This window comes from Rhodococcus sp. 14-1411-2a, from assembly GCF_002259485.1.
Classification (GTDB): Bacteria; Actinomycetota; Actinomycetes; order Mycobacteriales; family Mycobacteriaceae; genus Rhodococcoides.
This window is the reverse complement of record NZ_NPGA01000009.1, coordinates 14,668-37,122: the sequence shown is the minus strand read 5'-3', so window position 1 is coordinate 37,122 and position 22,455 is coordinate 14,668. Positions and strand designations below refer to the sequence as shown.

Annotated in this window: 19 protein-coding genes; 7 read left to right on the top strand and 12 right to left on the bottom strand. The window is 64.6% G+C overall.

Annotation, left to right across the window (positions count from 1 at the left end; translation table 11 throughout):
- Positions 1-5: 5 nt before the first annotated feature.
- The 9 genes from CH291_RS05695 to CH291_RS05655 all read right to left on the bottom strand — a co-directional run bounded on the left by CH291_RS05695 (position 6) and on the right by CH291_RS05655 (position 9,844).
- Positions 6-746, bottom strand: a complete 741-nt coding sequence (locus CH291_RS05695; protein WP_032392307.1) for a hypothetical protein — start codon at positions 744-746, stop codon at positions 6-8.
- Between the two features lie 72 nt (positions 747-818).
- The gene (locus tag CH291_RS05690; RefSeq protein WP_032392308.1) at positions 819-1,232 is read right to left on the bottom strand and encodes a hypothetical protein; all 414 of its coding nucleotides are present in this window, start codon (positions 1,230-1,232) and stop codon (positions 819-821) included.
- 58 nt (positions 1,233-1,290) lie between these two features.
- Positions 1,291-1,884 (bottom strand): hypothetical protein, encoded by a 594-nt coding sequence (locus tag CH291_RS05685; protein WP_032392309.1) that lies wholly within the window; start codon positions 1,882-1,884, stop codon positions 1,291-1,293.
- Positions 1,881-3,566 carry a peptidoglycan DD-metalloendopeptidase family protein gene (locus CH291_RS05680; RefSeq protein ID WP_032392310.1) on the bottom strand — a complete coding sequence of 562 codons (1,686 nt, stop codon included), beginning with the start codon at positions 3,564-3,566 and terminating at the stop codon, positions 1,881-1,883. Before CH291_RS05680 ends, CH291_RS05685 begins: the two co-directional genes overlap by 4 nt.
- Positions 3,567-3,712: 146 nt before the next feature.
- Positions 3,713-5,809: a cutinase family protein gene (locus tag CH291_RS05675; protein ID WP_032392408.1), complete on the bottom strand. Its 2,097-nt coding sequence runs from the start codon at positions 5,807-5,809 to the stop codon at positions 3,713-3,715.
- A 38-nt stretch (positions 5,810-5,847) separates the two neighbouring features.
- A complete protein-coding gene (locus tag CH291_RS05670; protein ID WP_032392311.1) occupies positions 5,848-7,137 on the bottom strand; it encodes a MinD/ParA family ATP-binding protein in 1,290 nt (429 codons plus the stop codon).
- Positions 7,137-7,793, bottom strand: coding sequence for a hypothetical protein (locus CH291_RS05665; RefSeq protein WP_032392409.1), 657 nt, complete (start codon positions 7,791-7,793; stop codon positions 7,137-7,139). The genes CH291_RS05670 and CH291_RS05665 overlap by 1 nt, the downstream gene beginning before the upstream one ends.
- A gap of 74 nt (positions 7,794-7,867) precedes the next feature.
- Positions 7,868-8,380 (bottom strand): hypothetical protein, encoded by a 513-nt coding sequence (locus CH291_RS05660; protein ID WP_256980741.1) that lies wholly within the window; start codon positions 8,378-8,380, stop codon positions 7,868-7,870.
- 129 nt (positions 8,381-8,509) lie between these two features.
- The gene (locus CH291_RS05655; protein WP_256980739.1) at positions 8,510-9,844 is read right to left on the bottom strand and encodes a hypothetical protein; all 1,335 of its coding nucleotides are present in this window, start codon (positions 9,842-9,844) and stop codon (positions 8,510-8,512) included.
- Between the two features lie 1,115 nt (positions 9,845-10,959).
- Here CH291_RS05655 and CH291_RS05650 point away from each other — a divergent pair.
- Positions 10,960-11,421 carry a helix-turn-helix transcriptional regulator gene (locus CH291_RS05650; protein ID WP_306437677.1) on the top strand — a complete coding sequence of 154 codons (462 nt, stop codon included), beginning with the start codon at positions 10,960-10,962 and terminating at the stop codon, positions 11,419-11,421.
- Between the two features lie 94 nt (positions 11,422-11,515).
- On the opposite strand, the gene CH291_RS05645 is transcribed toward CH291_RS05650, so the two are convergent.
- On the bottom strand, positions 11,516-12,520 hold the full coding sequence (locus CH291_RS05645) for a GAF domain-containing protein (RefSeq protein WP_032392313.1): 1,005 nt from the start codon (positions 12,518-12,520) through the stop codon (positions 11,516-11,518).
- Between the two features lie 52 nt (positions 12,521-12,572).
- On the bottom strand, positions 12,573-13,388 hold the full coding sequence (locus CH291_RS05640; RefSeq protein WP_032392314.1) for an SDR family NAD(P)-dependent oxidoreductase: 816 nt from the start codon (positions 13,386-13,388) through the stop codon (positions 12,573-12,575).
- A gap of 344 nt (positions 13,389-13,732) precedes the next feature.
- On the opposite strand from CH291_RS05640, the gene CH291_RS05635 reads away from it, so the two are divergent.
- Positions 13,733-14,908 (top strand): tyrosine-type recombinase/integrase, encoded by a 1,176-nt coding sequence (locus tag CH291_RS05635; protein WP_032392315.1) that lies wholly within the window; start codon positions 13,733-13,735, stop codon positions 14,906-14,908.
- A gap of 41 nt (positions 14,909-14,949) precedes the next feature.
- Entirely contained in the window at positions 14,950-16,008 is a 1,059-nt protein-coding gene (locus CH291_RS05630) for a DUF4238 domain-containing protein (RefSeq protein WP_179276444.1), read from the top strand.
- Positions 16,009-16,658: 650 nt separating this feature from the next.
- On the opposite strand, the gene CH291_RS05625 is transcribed toward CH291_RS05630, so the two are convergent.
- Positions 16,659-18,023 carry an AlbA family DNA-binding domain-containing protein gene (locus CH291_RS05625; protein WP_218829012.1) on the bottom strand — a complete coding sequence of 455 codons (1,365 nt, stop codon included), beginning with the start codon at positions 18,021-18,023 and terminating at the stop codon, positions 16,659-16,661.
- Positions 18,024-18,269: 246 nt separating this feature from the next.
- Here CH291_RS05625 and CH291_RS05620 point away from each other — a divergent pair, with 246 nt between their 5' ends.
- The 4 genes from CH291_RS05620 (at position 18,270) to CH291_RS27370 (ending at position 22,232) form a co-directional block, all read left to right on the top strand.
- A complete protein-coding gene (locus tag CH291_RS05620) occupies positions 18,270-18,875 on the top strand; it encodes a hypothetical protein (protein WP_094613493.1) in 606 nt (201 codons plus the stop codon).
- Between the two features lie 179 nt (positions 18,876-19,054).
- Positions 19,055-20,125: a nucleotidyltransferase domain-containing protein gene (locus CH291_RS05615; protein ID WP_032392318.1), complete on the top strand. Its 1,071-nt coding sequence runs from the start codon at positions 19,055-19,057 to the stop codon at positions 20,123-20,125.
- A gap of 11 nt (positions 20,126-20,136) precedes the next feature.
- Positions 20,137-21,693, top strand: a complete 1,557-nt coding sequence (locus tag CH291_RS05610) for a ThiF family adenylyltransferase (protein ID WP_094613494.1) — start codon at positions 20,137-20,139, stop codon at positions 21,691-21,693.
- A gap of 8 nt (positions 21,694-21,701) precedes the next feature.
- Complete coding sequence (locus CH291_RS27370) at positions 21,702-22,232, top strand: Mov34/MPN/PAD-1 family protein (RefSeq protein ID WP_094613570.1); 531 nt, start codon at positions 21,702-21,704, stop codon at positions 22,230-22,232.
- The last annotated feature ends 223 nt before the right edge of the window (positions 22,233-22,455 follow it).

Genomic DNA, 22,455 nt, shown 5'->3' with positions numbered 1-22,455 from the left:
CTCTCCTAGTCGATGTAGAAGGTGTAGTACCCGGCGGTCAGTTGACCGCCGAGCGCGGAATCAGCGGCCGGGTAGGACGCGTCCTCCGGTCGCGGGCCCTGGCGGTAGGACCAGTCCTTGGCCTTCCAGTCCCCGTCCTGCCAGACCAACGAGATGTCGGTGGTCGCCCACAGAGTGCTCACAGCGACGGTGCCGGTGTTGTTGATGTCGGACTGTGTGGTGGTCATCGACCACACCGAGATCTGCGCGGCGTCGGTGCTGAACGAGGACACGTGCACCGCGGCCGGCAGAGTGTTCATCACGTCGCTGCTCTCGTCGCGGTTGCTTCCGACTTCGATCTCGCGGGCCAGTTCGGCACCGGGGTCGGCGGCGATCATCGTCGAGCGGACATCGTTCATGTCGATGCGGCCCTGGCTGGCCTGATCGAACGCTTGGAGCACGTTCACCGCGGCAGTCGATGCGCCTTGGGTGTCGCGGGTGTAGCCGCTGGGGACACCGTTGTCCACCGTCGTGGGCCCGTGTACTGCGCGGATGGCATCGGAGCCACCGGCACCGGAGTTGTCGGAGCTGCCCGACAGACCGACCACGATCACCGAGACGACGGCGAGGACCGCCAGGGCGACGGCCCCGAGAATGATCCAGCGCTTGGACCCGGACTTGCTGTCGGAGTGCTGATCACCGGAGACGGTGCCGGTGTTGGGCGAGCTGGGGGGTTCGGAACCGACGTTGCGGTAGTCGATGGCCATGATGAGTGCTCGTTTCTGCGGATGGTGCCGCGTCGGAGAGGAGGGGAGAGTGGTAGTCAGATCCGCGATCGGCTATGCGCCGGGCTGGACGAGGAGCAGGATCGCGCCGACGATCGGCGAGACAGCAGCCACACCGCCCAAGATGATGAGGGAGAGCTTGAGATCCTCGCCCGCCTCGCTCAGATCGCTGGACATGTTGCGTTTACGGGCCTTCCTGGAGCTAAGGAACGAGGTCAGCACCCACAGGCCCGCGAGGGCGATGCTGGCTCCCCAGATCGCCGCGAGCAGGCGCTTCCACGTCTGGTTCAGGGCAGGGCCGAACAGGCCGATGTCCGGGTTGACCCCGTCGTACGGGTTGACCGCCTGTGCGGCGGCGACTCCGCCGGCCAGGACGGTCAGCGCGGCTGTAAAGGCGAGGACGCCGAGTACGCGGCGTGCCCGGTGCGGGGTGCGGGTGGTGGGGGTGGTGACGGATTTTGTGTCCATCGGGGGTTCCTTTCCGAAACATGTTGTTCTGCAGTGCCAGTGGATGCACGAGGCGGGGCTATTTGTCCTGAATGCGGCTCACCTCCCAGCCGTCGGAGCAGCGCCGCAGGATCATCGCGACGACCCTCTCGCTCACCGGGGCACCGTCGATGCGTTGGGTGACGTGGTAGGACCGGTATGCCGTCGAATCGGTCTGCGGGGGAACGGGTTCGTCGGCGACGACGAGGTCGGGGGTCAGGACCGCGCCGCGCGCGGCCCAGTCCAGCCATTGCGCGCCGGGGCTCGATTGCGCTGTGGTGGAGGTGATCTCGCGCGCGTAGTCGGAGGTGAGCAGCGGTGCGGTGCGGGCGGCGGCATCGTTGGGTCCGGCGTCGACGGCGGTGTTCCAGGTGAACCAGACCGTCAAGGCCGTGTTGGCCACCGAGTCCGGGTCCTGACGGTCCACCCCGGCCGCGATGTCGGGAAGCGCGGTCGCGGCCGGCGGCGGGGTACGGGTGGGATCGCTGCCGCTCGGCGGGGGCGTACCCGGTGTCCACTGCTGCGCCGGGATCGACGGGGCATCGCTGCCGTTGTCAGTGCTTTCACCACCGCAGGCAGTGAGAACCGTTGCAGCGATGAGCAATCCGGTCAGGGCGGTGCGGGTGGTTCTCATCCGAATCTCCGTGCTGTCAGGCCGCTCGCGGGCGGGGTCCAGTCCGATACCTTCACGACGTCGCCGGACTGCGGTGCCTCGACGACCTTGTTTCCGCCGAGCCAGATGAAGATGTGGCCCGAGTGGGGTTGGATGATGTCGCCGGGAGCGAGCTCGCCGGGGGTGGCGATGACGCGGCCGCGGCTGTCGGCGATCTGCGCCGAGTCCTGGTGGGGGAGCACGATCGCGCCGCCGGAGGCTTGTGCGACGGCGTAGAGGACCAGTCCGGAGCAGTCGAAGCCGACCTTGTCGAAGTCGCCGATCATGTCCGCGCGGCCGCCGCCGTCGCTGACACCGCGGGTGGGTCCGTTCCGGTCGCCTCCGCCCCAGGCGTAGGTGGTGCCGAGCCAGCGCATCGCGGCCGCGACGACGTTCTGACCGAACGGGCCACCGGGGACGATGCCCGGTGTGGCCTGGGGGACGGCGACGGAGAACGCCTCTGCTGCCCGTCGGGGAATCTTCGCGACGTAGTCGAGGGTTTCGGCGTTCTGGCACACCCGGCCCTGCGAGAGGGTCGCACCGGGCCCGCAGTTGTACATCGACAGGTACAGCTCGGTCAGGTCGCCGCTGAGCTTGCCGGCGGCGAGCGAGTCCTTGGCGATGCCCGCCAGCTCGCAGTCGTAGGCGGCTTGGCTCATCACCGCGTCGGCGATGCTGCGGGTGTCCTTGCGGCCGTCTCCGTCTCCGTCGACGCCTTTCGCGGCCCAGGTGGCGGGCATGAACTGCGCCGGTCCGTCCGCGCCCGATCCTGCGTTGTGGGCGTCGACGTCGAAGCCGCCCTCTTGTTCGAGCTGCGCGGCGACGACCGGGGCAGTGACCTCGGGGCACACGGTGCCGGCTTTGACGATCCACGGCTCGAAATCGGCGGGCACCGATCCCGGTCGCAGTCCGGTCGATCCGGCCGGGACTCCGCAGCCGGGTTTGATCGCGGCGGCGAGTTTGACCGACCGGCTCGATACGCCCTGCGCCGCAGCACCGGTGGTCGGGGTCGCGGCGGAGGTGGCGGCGAGGACGTCCGCGGTGGCGATCGGGGCGGTGGCACCGGCGGCGGCGAGCCAGGCGACGGGATCGACCGGGCTCGACCCGGATGCGAGACGGGTGCCGGGCCAGACCTCGAAGTGCAGGTGCGGCCCGGTGGACTGTCCGGCGTTGCCGACGGCGCCGATCGGGTCACCGGCTTTGACGGTCTGGCCCGCGGTGACCCCGAGGCCGTCGTCGTTCATGTGGCCGTAGACCGTCGAGAGCGACTGGCCGTCGACGGTGGTGTCGATGATGATCCAGTTGCCGAACCCGCTGGCGTGTTCGGCCTTGACGACCGTGCCGTCGGTGGCCGCGTAGATCGGGGTTCCGATCGGGGCGGAGTAGTCCTGGCCCTGGTGTCCTTCGGCTTCGCCGGTGACCGGGTTCGTGCGGGCACCGAAACCGCTCGTGGCCTGATAGGTGCCTTCACGCAGCGGCATCACCACTGTTCCCGAGTGCGGAGCCACCACGGCCGCGCCGGCCGGCAGGCACGTGCCTTCGTCGACCGGGGGCGTGCGATCGCCCGAGAGGACACCGAACATGCCGATCGCAGCAATGGCGGTGATCAGCAACAGGCTCAGTGCGCCGGCACTGCCCTTGCTGCCCTGCTGTGATGCTGCCATCGGTGCATGTCCTCACGAATCGACAAGATGATCAGTGCCCGCCCGGACACCTGTGGTGGGTACGTGTAGTTAGGTTGTGGTGCTGTAGTTTTCGGCTGCTCTGCGTCATGCCCGCCCGGCTGCAGAGCCTGCTCGGTGGCCGCCGGTCAGCCCCCGATCTTCTGGGTGAAGAAGTCGATGAGCCATTGCAGGGCGCTGCGGCCGGTGGAGTCGACCTTGAAGTCGCCGTAGGACTGGTGCGCACCGGAGGCGAAGAACGTCGCGGCGTCGATACCGGCACCGACCAGCTCCGCGGCATCGCCGGCACTCGGCGACGAGGCCAGTGAGACGAGACTGCCTGCCAGACCGGCGAAATCGCCGGTGGAGGCTTGCTGGCCGATCGCTGCGGACTGTCCGGTGACCTGGGTCTGTGATCCGAGTTGGTCGGGGCTGGTCTTGGAGGATCCGGTGAGCACGCCGACCGCGACCGAGGCGAGGTCGAGCCCGATGGGCAGCAGTTCGGCGGTGGCCGCGAGGTTGCCGGTTTCGAGGATCTTCCACGCGACTTCCTGAATCGCGCCGACATCGTTGGCCAGGCGGATCACGTCGACGTTGCCGAGCAAGCTCAACACCAGGGAGGCGATCTGCGCCGAGCCGCTGGGGTCGGGGATCATCGCCACCAACGCCGCCAAGGTGTGTAGGTCCACGCCAGCGGCCATCTTCACGATCGGCGCGAACTGGTTGTTGAGATCACCGGCGATCTTGTGCGATCCCGCGACATCGAGAGCAGCGACCTTCTGCGGCAACGCGATCAGGTTGTCGACGATGCCTTGGTAGTCCAGGCTCGTGAAGCCGGTCGCGACGTTGACGACCTGGTTGACCACCGTCTTCGGCTTGAGCAGCGAAAGCACCTGCGTTGCCGAGGTCAGCGCATCCGGGGACACGGACTGCAAAGGTGCGACCTGCCCGCTCAGGGTCGACGCGGTGCCGGCGAGGCCCGCGGTGGTGCCGGTGCCGCCCAGCACCGACGAGGCGGTGTCGGCGATCGAGGTCGCTGTGCTCAGGACTGCGGGAATGTCGATCTGGTCCAGCGCGTCGAGCACCGTCGAGGTCTGCGCCTCCGGTGATCCTTCCGGTGCGGTGTCGAGAGTCGAGCGGATTCCGGGGTTCGCGGCGATCACCGACTGCACGTCGGCGACCGGTTCGAGGGTGTTGAGCAGCGATGTCGCCGAAGCCCCGACGCTGGCGACCTGCGACTGAGTGCGGTTGGTTCCCACCGAATCGGGCAGGGTGGCCACCCGCTCCCCGAGGGTCGATGCGGTGTTCGCAGCACCGGCCAGATCGACGCGGGAGAAGTCCGAGACCAGCGACGACGAGAAATCGCTGACCCCTCCGGCCTGTGTCGGCGTCGCGCCCGGCTGTGTCCCGGCACCGGTGACACCGCCCTGCGCGGTCGTCGACGGCACTGCGGTACTCGATGCGGCTTGGGTCGTCGAGGAAACAGAGGTAGGCCCGGTTCCGGCCTGTCCGCCGGTGGTGGCCGGGTCGACAGGCTTGTTCGCCAGGACCTTGCCCAGGCCCGCGAGCAGACCGTCCTTGCCGGCGTTCGTCGAGCAGTACAGGTCCGTGGGATTGCACAGCTGCTTGACCACCGGGGCGAGAGAGCCGAAGCCTTCGGGCCGGACCCCGCCGATGCCCTGGCCGTCGACCTTCGGTCCGACCACGGTGCCGCCGGCGGTGCCCTGGTGCGGATCGGCGACCAGACCGACGCCGAGAATCCGGGAGGCCGGAACGACACCGCGGCCGTTGCCGATCTCGGCGGCGACGTCGCCGGCGGCGTCCGCGCCTTGGGAGTAGCCCGAGAGCAGGAACTTCGACGTCGCGCACGCCGAGGTGAGGATGTTGTTGATCGCGCTCTTGCCGGTTTCCTTGCTGTCGGCGTAGGTACGGCCCTTGTCGAACGCCGACGCCGCGTACGCGGGGTAGTAGACCTCGATGTCGTTGCCGTACTTCTGTTTCAGGGCGTTACCGACGGTGGCGAGCATCCCGACCGGGGTGGTGGGATTCGCCGCGGCGTTGGTTTCCCACGTTCCTGGGGCCATGATCGCGACGTACTTCGCGCACGAGGTCGTCGCCGTCGCTGCCGGTGCGGCGTGTGCGGGGACAGCGCCCAAGGCCAGGACCACCGCGGCGGCTGCTGCCATCGCGGAGTGCGCCGAGCGCGGTCGTCGTAGCGCGGTGGTGAGCGTTCTCTGGCCGGTCATGGTGTTCTCCTCGTGTGCTCGAGCGGGGTGGGGACGGGTCAGGCTCCGCGACGGTCGCGGCTGTGCCGCTCCCACTGCGAGAGCTGTGGGGGTGGTGCGCTGTCGGGCTGGCGGTTCATCGGCTGCGGGGAATACGGATCGGTGAACTGATAGGCCGCGCCGGCTCGTGCCGCGGCGATGTTGTCGGCGACCAGCGCGGTGACATTGGTGTAGGCCTCGATCGTGGCGGGTGGGAGGTCCTTGTAGACGATCCGATCGCCGCGGGCGAGCGCTGATTCGTACGGGGCCTGAATGAAATTGCTTTCCTGGACACCGAGATTGCGCAGGTCCTCGAAGACCGCCGACGCCAACTGCGGGTTGGAATCGGGTGTTGCACAGGTCACGACGATCGTCGACGCCAACAGGTGTCCGTAGCCGCGGGCGATGATGCCCTCGAGCATCTGATAGACCTGCCGGGCGATGTCGAGGCGTAGCGGGAGCGGAACGACCAGGGCATCGGAATGCTGCACGGCCCACTGCCAGGACTCGGCCAAGGGATTGGCGGCGGTGTCGATGACGATCAGGTCCCGGTGTCGGCGCAGCACGGCCATCACCGCGGCGCATTCGTCCCACCCCAGATTGCGTTCACGGTCGGCCGAATTGTCCGCCGCGAGAATGTCTTCCATCGTCGGTTGACGCCGCAGGAACGCGTTGAGCGATCCCGAGACCGCCGACGAGGACGCCAGCTCGTGGGCGTGGTCGAGCAGGTCCCACACCGTGAGCTCCGGATCGGTGGTGCGGGCGGCGCGATCGCCGAGACTGCCGAGTGATTCGCTGGCGTCGAACACTGTCACCCCGTGGCCACGGTGCTTGCCGAACGTCGAACCGAGCAGCACCGATGTCGGAGTTTTGCCTGCTCCGCCCTTGGGATTGATGACCGAGACCACCGAGCATCCGGGAAGTGGCTGCTGCACAACGCGAATCGACTGACGCAGTCTGACTTCGGCCGATGTGGGCTTGGGCTTGAGATGAGTTCCCAGGGCGGCGTTGATCCGGCCCCTCAGGCCTGCTGCGGCGGGCTCGGCGGTCGGGTCTTCTTCCTGGCGGTCGAACAGGCGTGCTCGGTAGAACGCTGCGGGGTCGACATCAGGTGTCTCGACCGCTGCCAGTGCGTCCTGCCCGACCCCGTACGGGTCCGGTGCGGTGTCGTCGGCCGGCTCTTCTGCAGGCTGTTCGTCCGGTTCGGATTCGGGTCGGCGCAGGCGCTGAGCGCGGAGGTTGACGGTGTCCTCGGCTTCGTACCCCGCGACGGGGTTGTCGACGTCTGGGCGTGGGTGCTGTTCGGCCATCAGCCGACCTCCGCTTGATCGTCGACGAGCAGATCGGAGAGCCGGATGGCCTGCCACGGACGGTGACCGGGAACCTCGCACCACACGGTGGCCGGGTTCTCGTCGTCGATGTCGAGGCGTTCGAGGTGCACTCCGTATCGCGCGGCGAGAGCGGCGAGCCGCGTGCCGTCGAGGTGCGGGTTGGAGATATGCAGAATCAGCCGGATCGCGGGGGCGTCGAGCTCTTCGCGTAGCTTGCCGGCGAGAAAGGCTGCCTTGCCTGCCGCCGAGTCGTCGGCCGAGGTCTGATCGCCCTGCCGAAAGACCGCGTCCTTGGCGTGAAATGTTCCGTACCAGGCTGTTTCGTCACCGTCTCCGACCACTGCGAAGCTGCCGCGCTCATCGCCTGCGGCGTAGAGCTCGACCAGCGGTGCGGCCGACGCAGCGGAGGCGACCGCGTCGGTGACCTGCTCGGCCTCGCTGGCGCGCAATCCGTCGTAGTCCAGGTCGAGCTGCTTGTAGAGCTCTCGTTTGATCTTCTGCCACATCGACCAGTCGGTCAGCCCGGACTTTTCGGCCCATGCGCGGATCTCGCTCGCGGTCGACGCCTCGAGGGTCTCGCGTGCCTGCCGTACTGCGGTGGCGGCCTCGGCCCATTCGCTCGCTGCATCGCTCATGTCCTGGCGTTCCTTTCGTGGTGGCTGTTCGCCGCGGTGCTGCGGCGATCTCGCGCTGTGGCGGCGGTGGGTGATCACGCTTGCTCGATGGCGGCGATGACGTAGCGACCGTCGACCTGGTCGGTGGTGATCCGTTGGCGGTACTGCGTCCCAGGCCCGTTCGGGCCGCTCTCGGTGAGAGTGAGGGTGTAGGAACCGGTGCGCAGCGGGTCGATGTCGAGGCAGTAGGTGGTGCCGACCGGGACGGTGGCGATACCTGCGTCGAGGTTGGCTTCGACGGTGAACGGGGCACTTGCCGGGGCGTTCGGTGACACCAGAGCGTGCGCGGCCGTGCCCGATCGCTGGACGTAGTAGGCGTGCTCGAACGCGGCAATGACCCCTGGGCCGCTGTTCTGATCACCGGTCGGCATCGAGCAATCCGGCCCGGCGGCAACGGTTGTCGGCGCGACGGAGGAAGCGGCGATCGTGTCGGTGGCTGTCGTGTCCGGCTCGGAGTCGCCACCGCTGAACAACACAGCGGCGGCGACGGCCACGACCACGACAGCAGCCCCGGCTGCCGCGATCGCGCGTCGGCGCGATCGCGGCACACGGGGCGAGCTCGAGGGCACCCCTGATCGGGCTGGGCCGGTGGCACTGGCAATCGGGGATGTCGTCGAACGGCGGATCATCTGGATGTGTCCTTCCTGGCTGGTTCAACTAGCTGGCTGTAGGGCGAATCAGGCGGGTGCGAACGCCGCCTGCAAGCCGCCGAGAGCGGCAGTGGCCTGATCGACCAGAGGAGCTGCAGCCGACTGCACCGTCTCGACGGTCTGAGCCACCTGCGGCTGTTCGAGGGCCTTCGAGGTGAAGCCCTGCACTGCCGAGGCCGCCGGTGCGGTCCACACCGACGCATCGTTGACGGCTTTGTCGACGATCGGAGCCGCGTTCTGGACTGCAGTGTCGGCCGCCGCGAGAACCTGGCGGCCGTTCGGGTCGGCAGCGAGAGTGTCGCGAACCTGCCCGACGGGTCCGGGGAGATCGACTGTCGCGGCCGGCGGAATCGCCGGGACGCTGTCGACGGCCGGGGGAACAACCGCCGGGGCGGGGGCCGGCTCTTCGATGATCTGCTGCTCGCCGCCGAGAACGGTGGCACCGAGGATGCCGCCGATGACAGCGCCGGTGCCGGTCAGGCCCAGCACGATCGGTGCCGACAGCGCTGCGCCGACGCCGGCACCGGCAAGTGCTGCTGCGCCGGGAACGAAGATGTACCCCACCGGCCCGGCCCAGATGACCGCGGGTGTAGCCGCGGTCGTCGCAGCCAATCCGAGTCCGCCGCCGATAGCAGCAGCGGTGCCGGTGATCACCGCGGCCGGGACCACCGATGCCGCGAGGCCGACAGCGCCACCGGTGATGACACCGGTCGCGGTACCCGCTGCGATCCGGTCGGCGCGTGGCGCGTCGGCGAATCCGTTGTCCACGAGCCAGTTTCCGCCGTCGGCTTGTATTGCCTGCAACGTGTTGTTGGTACGTGTGAGCAGGTTCTGGTCGACGATGTTGGTATCGACCGGTACCAGCTTGCCGCCGGCGATGAAGGTTCCGGGCGGGGCCTCGATCGGGGCGATGACCTTGCGCTGCACCGTCGGGACCGGCGGCGGGGGCGGCGGAGTTGCCTGCAATGCCGGGGGTGCTTCGCTCGGGGCGGCCTGCGGAGCGGGGGCTTCGTAGTAGGTGTTCTGGTAGTTCGAGGACTGCTGGTTACCGGCCAGGTAGTCGTCGTAGCTACGCGACGGGGTTTGCTGCACCTGTGGTGAGGGCTGGTAGCCGTCCAAGTACTCACGCGGTTTCGGAGCGGGCGGCGGAGGGGTGGCCGGTGCCGTCTGCGGTGTGCTCGTGACTCCCGGTTGTGATCCTTGAGGACTGGTCACTCCCGGCTGCGATGGTGCAGCTTGAGCGGGAGCGGCCTGCATGGTCAGGCCTGCGATCGTCACCGCAGCCATGGCGGGCAGCGATTTGATCACCCGCCCTCGCTTCTTGGATGAGCGGTGGTGTCCGGTGCCCGGTGTTACTGGCATTGATGTCGATCCCTTCCTGGTGCGACCCGATGGTCGGGTCGTGCTGGTGAATGCGATTGCGGAGCAACCGTTCTGGCGACCATTGGTTTCAGGCAATTCGGTGAAAAGAAATGGATGGGTGCGTGCGATCCATAGGTTGTGGGCCAGTCGCACGCACCCATCACGTGCTAGAGGCTCAGAGCCAGCCGAAGACCGCCGACCAGAACTACGGCTGCTGGAAAATCCACATCGGGTATCGAAATCCTCTCTGTGAGATCGGGTGTGAGTTCGAGGGGTGATGTCCGGGCGGGGCCGCGCAGCGCTGAACATGGTGAAATGCGCTCACTGCGCGACCCTCGCGCTGGTCCGCCGGTCGAGCTAAAGGGCGCGGGGGAGCTCCTGTAGCTCCCGAGTGGGACTATCAGCGAGAGCCCACCCGAGTCGGGTTGCAGCCCGGACTGCCAGGTTTAGGGCTTACGGGTAGGGATGGACCGCTCGTTGCATGATGTAGATGGACCCCATTCGGCTAGCAGGGCTCCGTCGTCACCGATGTATTGGTGGCGACCGGAATGCTCGTAATCGAGCGAGCAGGCAATCAAGTCGCCATGTGTCCGATTTACGACGATTGACGCGCAGAACTGTTTCTGTGCCAGGAAACTTGGCACCATCGCATCCCGTGCGGCACTCACTTTGATTCGCCCCCGTAACCCCGGCGAAAGCAGCGATGTCGGGCGAATGCACCTGCAGTCGCGCCTCGTCCGTAGCGGCCCAACGCTGAACTGCGAAGACGGCAAATGCTGATCTCAGCCGTCGACGGCAATTGCGATGCGGCAAGGGCGAAAGACGCGAACATGTGGAACTCCCGACATGAATGATCGGACGGAATCTGTGAGCAAACCGTCCTGATGTCCCGCGCTACAAGCGGTGCCGAGAGCGACAAGCACCGAGGAATCCCTTTTGGGCGCGCAACAGGACTGTAGAACAGGTTTGGTGCACCGCGCAATTGGTTGAAGGTTGTGGAAATCGGAACGGCCGAGGGCATAGCTGCAACGGTAGCGCGCAACTATAAAACGCACAAGACGTCGAGGTTGACGTGGATCGAGGAAGATGAAGCTGTCTTGGAAGGTCGATAGAGAGTGGGGACAGTGCCGCGAAGCGGGGTTCGTGGATTTCGGGCCGATCGGTTGCGCGAGCTTCGGGTACGCGCTGGGTTCAGTGCTGACGACCTTGCGGCGGCTGTGGGAGCGACTAGGCAAGCGGTATCCACCTGGGAAACGGGGCGTTCAACGCCGCCGCCAGCGACCCTTGGTCGAATCGCGAATGCCCTGCACACGTCGGTCGCAGCCCTAGTTCCGATTCCGGAGTCTCAGCTCAAACTGTCCGACCTGAGGGTGCATGCGGCGCTTTCCCAGGGCGACGCTGCGCGGATGTTGGGGATGTCGGCCACTGTTCTCGCCGACATCGAGCGGGGGCGCAAGCCTGAGACGGAGGAGCGCATCGAGTCGCTTGCGGAAGCGTATGGGGTATCCACCCGAACGGTGGCAGCTGCATGGAGTCGAACTCGCGATGCACGCACGACACGCGCGCAGTCCTTATAAAAAGCGCAACTATTAAACGTACGTGCAGTGCAGGCGCTGCGATCGACCTGGGTCCGCAATAGTCTCTGTGGATCCGCATGGATCCGCGAGATTTTTACTCTTCGCACAATTCGGTCAGAGTGACAAGTGCGGCCGTGGTGTGCTGATCAAGCGAGACCAAAACCGCGTTGACTTTCATCGGCTTCCAACGTCCGTCGAGAGTTCTGAATCGAAGCACGCCGTTAGTGCGTTCGCGTGCGAGTGCATTCGACATTTGCTTCGCAATTGGTACGTCGTCCGGATGAATGGCCGGTACCGGTTCGTCGGGAAGGTTTTCCCAGCAGATATTCGGTGTAGGTTCAGAGTTGTACCAGCGCAACAAGTTCAGAGTCCTGAGGTTGACCAGTGCGCGGTACTCGCCCTCCTTGGTTGACGCCTCCAGGACACGATGCTCGAGTATCGTGGGTGGGGGAGCGATAGTGATTTCACCTGCGGGGCCGATGTCATGCGTGATGCCCCTCAGGATTATTTCGGTGCCAGCAGCCTGGTCTTCGGCAATCATCCGGCACGAGAAGTGCGCGGCCCGAAGTTCGCCGTCGTCTCGTCTCACTGTCCAAACTGCTTGATGGGTAGTGCCCGGTGCTGACTGCACGATCTTGGCCATAGCTTCGCTCTCGTCACGGTTGGTGACAAGTCGGGTGAACGCTCCCGCGAGTGCGCGCTGGGTCTCGCGCTCGTTTTGCGGAACGCGGTACAAATCGAGTAGATCATTGCTTCCGCTTGCTGTGCTCTTAGTGAGGTTGAAATGCCACGCCCCGGCGGCGTCTCGCGGAGGTGGAGTCTCATCGCGCCGGCCGAGCCACACCCATGCCCCGTGCGTACGGCCCGCGAAGGTTTGCAGTGGTTCGGCCAGTACTCGCCTGTATCGGTCTCTGGACAGCCGATCCACCATGGCTCCCGTACCAAGCGTCTCAGTCACCGCGGCCAGTGCCTCGTTGCGGCTGGCGGAGCTGCGCAGAACTTGACGAGGTGAAACAAAGGACTTGGGCGAGGACCCAACTCCGATCACGGACGGCTCTTCATCTCCGAACGTCTCTATCAGGATCCAGCTATTCGACATGGTTGACCGACCCCCGCAGGTCTGGTGAGTGGTTTCTGTTGATGACGACTTGTTAGGTCCGTCGCAGTGCTAGGAGCGAAGGCAGCAGCCGTTGGTAGTGAGGGCCAAGCACGCGCGTTGTCGCGGCGACGAGGCGGGCGTCGTTCCCTATTGTCACCTGCGACTTCCCCCTCCACGCACCCGCAATGATCTTTTGGGCGGCCACTTCGGGGGTGGTTCGGGCTATGCGGCTATCGAAAAAATCGGCAGTCCGCGCGTGATCAACGCCCGGTGCCGCCCGCGCCGTCCGAGCGATCGACGTCTTGAGTCCACCAGGGATCACACAGGTCGCACGCGCGGTTCGTGACGCCAGGCGCAGTTCCTGGTTCAGGGCTTCGGTAAAGCCCCGAACGGCAAATTTGGATGAGTTATATGCCGAGTAGCCTGGTGCGGACATGACTCCAAATGCGGACGACACGTTGACAATTCGACCTCGACGTGACGTTAAGATGTCCGGCAGAAACGCGCGAGAGCTGTTGACGACGCTCTCGAAGTTGGTCGCCATCACGAGATCGAAATCAGCTGGGGGAGTGTCGATGACATCGCCGCTATATAGAACACCTGCGACGTTGAAGACCGCATCAATACCGCCGAGCCCATTGCGCGAAGATGCGGCCCAACAGGTGATTTCGGCCCGGCTGGAGACATCGACACGGGTCGCTCGCGCGATCGCGGCCGTCGCAGCACATCGAGACTGTGTGTCGAGGAGGGCGTCGTAGTTGCTGTCGGCGAGCGCGAGTGACCAGTTCTGGCTTGCGAGCTGTAACGCAATTTCGCGGCCGACCCCAGAACCGGCGCCGGTGACCGCTGCTCTCCATTCCTCTGGCATCTAACCCCGCCTCCCACACCTCGCTGCCTTTGGTAACTAGGCACAGTAACGAACAGCTGGCAGCCGCGCTAGCAACCAGCTGGTCTGTATTTCGGTTTGTACCTAGTGCGGATGCGTTCGTACGGAGGTGCTCGAACATGCGGTGAAACATAGGCGTGAAAATGACTTTTGGGGCCGGGAGTCTTGCCACCGCATCCTGCACGACGGTCAGCATTGAGTAACGTCTAAAAGTAGGTCGGATGTGTCCGCGGTAAATTGCATTTTCCGCACCGTCTTAGGCGAAACACCAGCTCAGTATAGTTTTGCGCTGCAGACGTGTCGGTGACTTGCGCTAGGCTGCCGATATGGACTTCCGACCAGGCCGAACACCTGCCGTGACCACCGTTGCGGGCAGTGCTGACGCTGACAGGTCGGTCGCGGTCGAGCCGGAGATCCCACCCGCCGTCGCGAAGCGGATCGCGAGTGCCGTGCACTCCTCCCGGTCCGAGGGAACTCGCAAGACCTACGCCGCTGCGTGGAGACGCTTCACCAGCTGGTGCGAGACGAATGGTCACGTGACACTACCGGCGCACCCGATCACCGTCGCCGCCTACCTCGTCGACGCCGCCGACACCCGCACCGAACAAGGGGAGCGGGCCTACGCCGTCGCCACCTTCGGCACCTGGATCGCCGCGATCAACCATCACCACCGCACCACCGGCCACCTGTCCCCGTCGGCGCACGAGTTGGTCACCGCGACACTGTCCGGGATACGACGGGAGTACGCCGCATCGGGGGACCGGCCACGCATGCCGCGAGACCCGTTGCTGGTCGACGACATCAGATTGCTGGTCGCGACCGCGCGGGACCGGTGCTCCGGATGGGCCGACGAAGTCCTCGAACGTCGTGATTCGGCGATTCTGCTGCTCGGGTTCGCCGGCGCATTCCGACGCAGCGAACTATCCGACCTGATGTGTGGAGATGTCGCAGTGCACCGGCACGACGGACTCCACGTCCGGCTACGAAAGTCGAAGACCGACCAAGTGGGCAGGGGAACGGTGAAAGCCCTGCCCTACACCGAGTCCCACGAAACCTGCCCACCGTGTGCTTACGTCCGCTGGGCTGAGGTCGTCGCCGCTTTCGATGTCGGCGGTCGACCGTCGGTCATCCGGCTCTTGCGCAAAAGGGAACCTTTTGACAGACATGTGTGCCGTGGGGGAGTGCCACGCACCGCCGCACGATCGCCGTTGCTCCGGGCCGTTGCGAAGAACGGCAATCTCGGCGCGACGCCGCTATCCGGGGCCGCGATTCACCAGACCATTCGCCGCCGGGCCGAACACGCAGGCTACGACCCCACAGCGCTGGCCAAGCTCGGCGGGCATTCGCTCCGCGCCGGCTTCGTCACTCAAGGCGCCCGCAACGGGGCCGATGGATCCGCCATCGCCCGACAAACCGGTCACGCCAGCCTCGACTCTGTCCAGGTGTATCGCCGAGAGCACGCCCCGTTGGTCGGGAACGCGGTCATCAATATCGGCCTATAGCGCCAGTCAAGCCCGTCGGTGCGGAGCAGTACAGTCCGAGCGTGCCGACCATCGTTAGAAATCAACACACAGTTCCGCGTTTCTACTTGAACAAGTTCGCCAACGCCCAGAAGCAAATCGGAGTGGTCAAGCTACCCGGCCTGATCCGTATGACTCGTTCAACGAAGAGCACCACTGTCGCGCGCGACTTCTACAACGTCGAGCACGACACGCAGCCCGTCGATTTCTTCGAGCGCGAGTTCGGACGAATCGAGGACGCCACTGCGAAGATTTTCCAGAAGATTGAGGTGGACCGAACGTGGCCGCTGAACCACGAGGACCGGAATGTCCTCGCCACCTTCATCGCACTGCAGAATTTGCGCGGACCGAGTCAACGGAACCATCTTGGTCAGTTGTCCACAGCGATGAACCGCCTCTACATCGCCGCAGCCGGACGCGACAACTTTGCCGAGTCGGCCCGAACTCGCGGCATCGACGACCTCACCGAGAACGAGGCGGACGCCCTGTGGCGTCTCGCGACTCAACCGGGGATTGCCCCGACGGACGCGACGGCGCTAGCTCATATGCAGCAATTGACCGAGCTGCTTCCAGCGACAATCAAATACATCCGCGGGCGGCCATGGACTCTTATCAGATTTCAGACAAAGACTCTATTGACATGCGACACACCGGTTTCCCTCATTCCACACCCGCGCGCCGACCCGAACCTAGGCGTCGGGTTGAAGAATGCATGGGGGATCACATTCCCACTTACGCGACGCATCGGGCTGCTGATGGGAAATCCTGAACCGATGATCGAGGCGGAGGTAGCGGTCGAGCATGTCTGGGCGGGGACGCTCGATGCGGTCCTCTCGCCCTCGACCAGGTGGGCGAGGCTGTTCAACGACGCAACGATCAGCAATGCACGGCACCACGTCCTGCATCATCCAGACGACGCGCATGTCGTCCCCGACGATCTTCCCCAACCGAACGAGGTGGAGGTCGACACCAGCGGGGTCGAAGAACTGATCGGCACCGTGCAGGCCATGGCCCACTTGCGTCGTGCGAGAACACCCGCCTCTACCCGAGACGCAGGAGATGACCGACAACCCGCAAGCTGATATGTCCGGTTCCGACGGCTCGCGGCCCACACTCGGGATACCGGGCTGCGCGTTGGGTTCACGTGCGGCTGCGAGCGGGCACGCCATCGTCCGTGATGACGACAACGGATCCGCTCTTCCGACGATCCATGCGTAAGAACACTTTTGCGCCGCCAGCCTCTACGAATGCGAATATCCTTCTTCTAGTCAAAATTTCAGCATCAACGACTCGAAGTGCGAGGCCCATTCGATCTGTGTCCGCTCTGGTTTTGGATCAACCGGGGTCAGTACCGGGTTGAGTGGTGCCGGGTAGCGACCACTGAGCGATCATGGGTTTGTCTGGGTCGGTCAGCCTCCCCGGGATGCAAGCATTGAAGCACCGATCCCCGCTGGGCTCGAACCGAACCACGAAGCAGTCGCGGTGCCAGATTCCAACGCCTTCAGCAACGTCTTTCGCAAGTTGAACGACGCCTTCGCTTACATCGCCTCCCATCCGCAAGTGCGGGACCCTGCCGGTGGGGCCGGAAACGTTACAAGTCAGTTGCTGACTCTGCACGAGTTGGATGCGGAGTACTCGGCGAGGGTTGACTCGAGTCCCGGCCCTTCGAACGCCAGTAGTTGCAACGTTCCAGTTGGGTGCAGCGGCGATAAGAACCATATTCCTGTTCGGTTCAACTTTCCCGTACGGAGTCGGGCCATGTTTGCGCGTCCATCGGCACGTTGTGGCGTTGGCACCAGTCCTGGACATGGTGCCGGTGGCGGCCGTCGAAGCCGACTGTGCGGACTCGTCCGTCGGGGGCGAGGAGGTCCGGTTCGATGAGGCCGAACATCTGCAGCTGGGCGGCGGCGGCTTGATAGGTGTGCGCAAGCCGATCCTGCATCGTCGTGGTGGTGGACAGGTCGATCGCTTGTACGCGGGGGTTTGGCCTGTGCGCTTGCCGGAGCGCGTGGACGAAAGAGTGCGTGTCTCCGGGCTGAAGTCGAACCGGTTTCGAGAAGGAGTTTGCATCTGTGTCGACATCGACGAGCGAGGTCGTCATGGTGGCCGGTCCCCAAGTTCCGCACCGGTCACCAACCCAGTCGAGAAGGTGTGGGATGCAGGTGGTCAGGGCGTCGATGATCTCGTCGAGAGTAAGGGCCAAATAGTCGGTGGTGGTCTCGTCGCCGACTTTGATTGCTGCGATCCCCGATCCGTCGGCGTAGAGCGCGCGGTATGCCGAGGTGGCTCCAGGTTCAGCGACCTGTTTTTGTGTGCCGAGATGGGTTGCGACAAGTTGGGTGTATTCGACAAATCCTGGACCTGGGAAGGGGTAGTCGAGACTGTGCGCGTGTATTCCGATCATACCGTCGGGGAACGAACGTCTGTTATTCCAGGCGGTGATCTCGCGGCGCGCGGACACGGACAGTGTGTCATCGACGGGTGCGTCGGGGCTCACGCACACCACCGCCCACACACCGTGCCCGCCGCGGTCGCGAAGTGTTCGGCTGGAGGTGTCCCAGAGTGCGTTCGCGCGACGGGTCCGGTCCGCCGCGCTCCGAATTCGGCGTGCGTACATGTCTGCCAGTTCTGCCTCGGTCAGGAAGCGTGTCTGGGCCTCGCCGACCGCGCGCACCGGAAAAACCAAAGCAGGTTTGTCTTTCGTACCGGTCTTGACTGCATGCGGGACCAGTGCGCTGGGTGGCACGACGGCGACGATGTACGAACCACGTTCTGCAGCAGGTATCTCGAACATATCGAACAGAGGTATCGGGGAGGTGCAGGTGCGAATGTCTTTTCGGTACTGCTCGATGTCGCGGGTAATGTCGGGGCGGTCGAGAGGGCTCAACCGACCTGCGACGTCGCTACCTGTAGCAGCGTCCGTGACACCAAAGATGATCAAACCTCCGGTGCCGTTGGCAAGCGCGGCGATGTCTTTAGAACGCTCGTGTTGTTGTGTCCATCCGCCGGCTTGTTTCGCGGTGCGCGGGTGGGAGTCGAATGCCCCGGCCGCTTTGAACTCAACAAGTCCGGACTCGGCAGGGACTGCCTCGACCACGGCGCGAATGGAGGCCTCCGACAGGGACTCGAGTTCCAGCGGGCCGCCGATGATCTGTTCCAGGGACTGTTCACGCCATATCGCCACGCGGATCACCGTAATCGGTCGTAAGACTCACAACGGCTGGTAGGTCGGTCCAGTCGCAAATTGAGGGATCTGCTGCCCGGGAGGCGTCGAGCAGGCGTTCTGAGCGTCTGGATGGTGGCCTATCCAGCCAGGTGGCTCTGGCATCGCAATAATGGAGTCATGGCCACCGGTGATGACGACGACCGTGACATCGCTGGTGCGATCCACGTGTACGTGGAAGAAGTTGCGCGGCAGGGGAGTTTGTTCGATTTCGGCATCGGCCTCATCGAGGCTGCGGTGCGCCCGGACCGTGCAGATCGAAGCAATAAGGATGTAGAGCTGGTGGCAGGTATTACGGTGAGTCTTTCTGCGGCCGCGTTCGCGTCCAAGATGCTTTGGCCGATACCGGGCCTTGACCGTGATCCGTGGCGAGCAGAGAGAGGTCGAGCGCTGCGCGAGAGGTTGAAAGTCGCCGATGATTCTCCGCTCAAGTCAAGGAGCGTCCGGGACTCACTCGAACACTTCGATGAGCGAATAGACCAGTTCGCTCGCGAGCCCTACAACGCCTTCGGCGCGTTTCACTGGATGGTCATGTCCAGCGCTCATGGTTTGGGCGAGTCGAACGCAATGCCGATTCTGCGGTATATCGACCCGACGACGTTGGTCGTCCGCTTGCCGGGTCGGACACCGGTGGACGTTGGTGGCACTTCGGTGGCAGTCGATCTGCGGGTGGTTGGTGAGGAATTCCTGAGAATTCGCGGTGTGGCAGGCGCTCACCATCGGTGATGTCGCCATCTGGCTTTGGTCTCGCAGGGTGAGGGTGGAGACCTTCGACTTCGGGTGCCGTTTCAAAAGAGAAGAAGATCAATCACTGCCACGCCGTCAACAACGTCCCTAGTCAATACAACAAAGTTTGTCGGACCCAGCACCTATCGTTTGTTTCAGGGACGGGAGAAAGAAAAATCATGCATCCACTCAACGACGAGTTCGCCCAAGCAGTCCGCAACGTCAGCATCCACGGCGACAAACGTGACCGCGCGATTGCCGCACACACCGAAGTGCGGAATCTACTCGAAGCCGACCCCGAACTGGGTGGGTGGGGCATCGACACCAGGCTCATCGGCTCCTACGCCCGCCAGACCGCCCGGTACCCGGGCAAGGACGTCGACGTCTTCCTGCGATTCAGGAATCTGTCTGTACGGCACAGCCCGGAGAAGATCTACAACGCCGTCGAACGGGTTCTCGTCGAGGAGTACGGCGTGAAAGGCGAAGACCCGGACGGCCGGATCACTCGACAGTCACGATCACTGAAGATCGACTTCCCCGATCCCGAGGACCATTTCAGCGACGTCTCATTCGCGATCGACGCGGTACCTGCCGTGCCCTGGGGCGACCACTGGGCAATCCCCAACCGCGACCGCGACCAGTGGGACAACGACGAGGGGCGCTGGATCAAGACCAATCCCGTGCAGTTCGCCGATAACACCGACACACTGGCCACCGCGCCAACGAGTCCAACCGTCGGCGCAGTAAATGCCTACAGACCGATCGTGCGATTGCTGCGGCAGGTAAGACACGTCCATCTCGAGGGGCAGCGCCCCGGCGGGCTGTTCGTAGAGATCGCCGCCTACTACGACTGGAAACAAGGACTGGTCACCGGAACATCCTGGGCGGAACTTCTGGCCTCCACCATGGAACACGTCGCCCAACGACTGCTCGACAGCGCCCAGGACGGTTTGCCCGACCCCATTCTCGGCACGCCGCTCAAGCCTGCCCTCGACCCGTGGCAGTGGACATCGGCGGGTCAGACCTTCGAGCGCCTGGCCGGCGAAGCGCGCGAGGCGCTCACCGCAGAGAGATGCCGGGCCGCCAAGCTATGGCGCGATATTTTAGGCACAAACGACCGCGGACAGATACTCCCGTTGCCCGATGGATGTGACGCGGCAGGCTTCCCCATCGGGTCCATCACCGCCGTCGACGCTCTGGGCAGCAACCAACCTCGTGGTTTCGCCCTGAACCGCCTCCACCAGCGCTGAGCTGACTTCCGTTGGACACCTACGACGACGCTGCGTTCGATAGGTTCTGCTCGGACATGGTCAACGCCGGGTTTTCGCCCGGAGGAGACGAGCAGTACCCACGGTGGACGGGGCCGATTCGGGCGAGCCTGCAGCCCCTCACGGACAGCACCCGAATGCACATCCAGTTCTTTCCCGGGTGGCCACTGCGCTACGCACACATATTCGTGCCTGGTCTACGAACCGAACACGATGCACAAGGCATGATCTGCCTGTGGGCCGAAGACGACCCAGCTCAGATAGACGGCCGCGAGCTCGGCAAACTATGGGGTCGTCTCGACCGGTGGGCCACCGGTGCCCGCGACGGGTTTCATGCCGAGGATCGAGCACTCGACGCGCACCGTCTCTACGATGGGCAGAGCACCTACCGAGCCGAATTACCCCTGCACGACTTGATCGTTCGCGGCACCAACGGTTTCATTGCTGCTCTGTCCGCGACCGTACAACGCCAAACATTGCTCATCGAACACCGCATCCATCCAAATACGAACACGGTTGACAAGCCCGTTCTCACCGGCGCGTTCTACCTCCGCAACCACCTCACCCGACCACCGCGCACCCTCGATGACGTTCGGGCGGCACTGACCCGCCGGCAACGCACTAACCTCACCTACGGGCTGGCCAACAGATCACTCTCGCAGTTCCCTGAGCCGAGCGGCGGACACGACTTCATCGTGCTCGCCTGGCCGCGACACGATGACGACTACGACGCCGTCGTGCTCGGCATCACCGGCGACGGTGACACGCTGGGCACGGCGGCGTTGTCGGCCACATCCAACGACACACGGGCGCTGCGGAAACGCGCAGGCCCTGACGCTGAGCTGCTCGGCGGAACGACACTCCTGATAGCCGGTGCTGGATCTGTCGGCGGGCACGTCGCCGTCGCCGTGGCATCTAGCGGTGTGGGCGCGATACACCTACACGACAGCGATCACCTGACCACTGCCAACCTTGTTCGCCACGTCGGTACACCCCATTTCGTGGGTGCCACCAAGACAGAGGCGGTAGCCGCTGCCATCGAGCAACACGCACCCTGGACCGACGTGAGCCAGAACGCCGACCTACCGTACGACCCAGCCGGACTGCTCGCAGCGATCGAAACCGTCGACGTGGTCGTCGACTGCACAGGAATGCTGCCGATGACTGCAGCACTCGCGGAGGTGTGCCGTCGACGCGGGATTCCGCTAATAGCTGGTGCACTCTTCCATCACGGAGTGATGGTCCGCGTGCAGCGACAAGCGGCCGGCGACACCCCGATTGCTGCGCGGCCGAAGGACCCTCGTTACCACGTACTGCCGCACGATCTTTCGTCGTCGGGTATGGCGGGATTTCTAGAACTCGGATGCACCGCACCGGTCAACAATGCCCCTCCCACCGCGGTCCTGACCGCCGCATCCGAAATTTCCAACGCTGTGCTGGATTTGCTGACCGGGTGCCGCCTGCGACCCGACGAACGCATTACGGTGCTCAGCCCGATGCAGCCACCATTCGATCGCCCTGGCGTGTTGGACCCGCGGGACGCACCGTGAACACCAGCATGCATTTGAGGATCACCGAGTCCGCCCGGAATACGATGGTCGACGCAGCGACGCGTGCGCACCCCGTCGAGACCGGAGGCATTCTGATCGGTGTCTATGCCGATGGACACCCTTGGATCGTGACCACCATCGAGATCGCGTCAACCGATCGCGGCCGGTCCCACTACTGGATTCCCGGCGGCGCCACACACACCGCCGTGCTGCGTGCACGAGCGATCGACGACAGGCTGGGATACCTCGGGGACTGGCACAGCCACCCTCGCGACGTGGGCCCGAGTACCACCGACCTGGCGTCGTTAGCGCTGATCTCGATGACGAAACCACGGGCGGCGAACCCCACGCAAATCGTGGTACGCAGAACCGACAACGGCTACACCTTGGACGCACGTCGTATGAGCACCTTCGCACCCCGAATCTGCACCATCGGACTTACAGGCCCACTCCCAAGCGCCAGCGCAGCACCATTCGACCAGACCGCCGTCCTCACCACACCCGACACCGACTCGCCAGGAGCCCATCGTGACTGCTAACGAAATGCCTAGTTCGAGTGGCGTCAGGATCGCCGGCGATCATTACCAGTGGCTTCACGCGTGGCGCGCCTGTATGGAAGCTCTACATCAAGATCTCACAAAGAACACGCACAATCCGATTGTCGCGGTTGGTGTCGAAGCACCCGGCGTCGGCAATGTCGACGATGTCGTCCGGTACCGAGCACAGCCCCCGAACGCCTACACACAAGTCAAGTACGCCGTT

What these genes read in the sequence shown, in the direction of transcription:
- CH291_RS05685 (WP_032392309.1), bottom strand. Translation starts at nt 1,884, where the DNA reads ATGAGAACCACCCGCACCGCCCTGACCGGATTGCTCATCGCTGCAACG.
- CH291_RS05620 (WP_094613493.1), top strand. Translation starts at nt 18,270, where the DNA reads ATGGCCACCGGTGATGACGACGACCGTGACATCGCTGGTGCGATCCAC.
- CH291_RS05635 (WP_032392315.1), top strand. Translation starts at nt 13,733, where the DNA reads ATGGACTTCCGACCAGGCCGAACACCTGCCGTGACCACCGTTGCGGGC.
- CH291_RS05615 (WP_032392318.1), top strand. Translation starts at nt 19,055, where the DNA reads ATGCATCCACTCAACGACGAGTTCGCCCAAGCAGTCCGCAACGTCAGC.
- CH291_RS05690 (WP_032392308.1), bottom strand. Translation starts at nt 1,232, where the DNA reads ATGGACACAAAATCCGTCACCACCCCCACCACCCGCACCCCGCACCGG.
- CH291_RS05665 (WP_032392409.1), bottom strand. Translation starts at nt 7,793, where the DNA reads ATGAGCGATGCAGCGAGCGAATGGGCCGAGGCCGCCACCGCAGTACGG.
- CH291_RS05680 (WP_032392310.1), bottom strand. Translation starts at nt 3,566, where the DNA reads ATGGCAGCATCACAGCAGGGCAGCAAGGGCAGTGCCGGCGCACTGAGC.
- CH291_RS05655 (WP_256980739.1), bottom strand. Translation starts at nt 9,844, where the DNA reads ATGCCAGTAACACCGGGCACCGGACACCACCGCTCATCCAAGAAGCGA.
- CH291_RS05695 (WP_032392307.1), bottom strand. Translation starts at nt 746, where the DNA reads ATGGCCATCGACTACCGCAACGTCGGTTCCGAACCCCCCAGCTCGCCC.
- CH291_RS05670 (WP_032392311.1), bottom strand. Translation starts at nt 7,137, where the DNA reads ATGGCCGAACAGCACCCACGCCCAGACGTCGACAACCCCGTCGCGGGG.
- CH291_RS05645 (WP_032392313.1), bottom strand. Translation starts at nt 12,520, where the DNA reads ATGTCGAATAGCTGGATCCTGATAGAGACGTTCGGAGATGAAGAGCCG.
- CH291_RS05640 (WP_032392314.1), bottom strand. Translation starts at nt 13,388, where the DNA reads ATGCCAGAGGAATGGAGAGCAGCGGTCACCGGCGCCGGTTCTGGGGTC.
- CH291_RS27370 (WP_094613570.1), top strand. Translation starts at nt 21,702, where the DNA reads ATGCATTTGAGGATCACCGAGTCCGCCCGGAATACGATGGTCGACGCA.
- CH291_RS05675 (WP_032392408.1), bottom strand. Translation starts at nt 5,809, where the DNA reads ATGACCGGCCAGAGAACGCTCACCACCGCGCTACGACGACCGCGCTCG.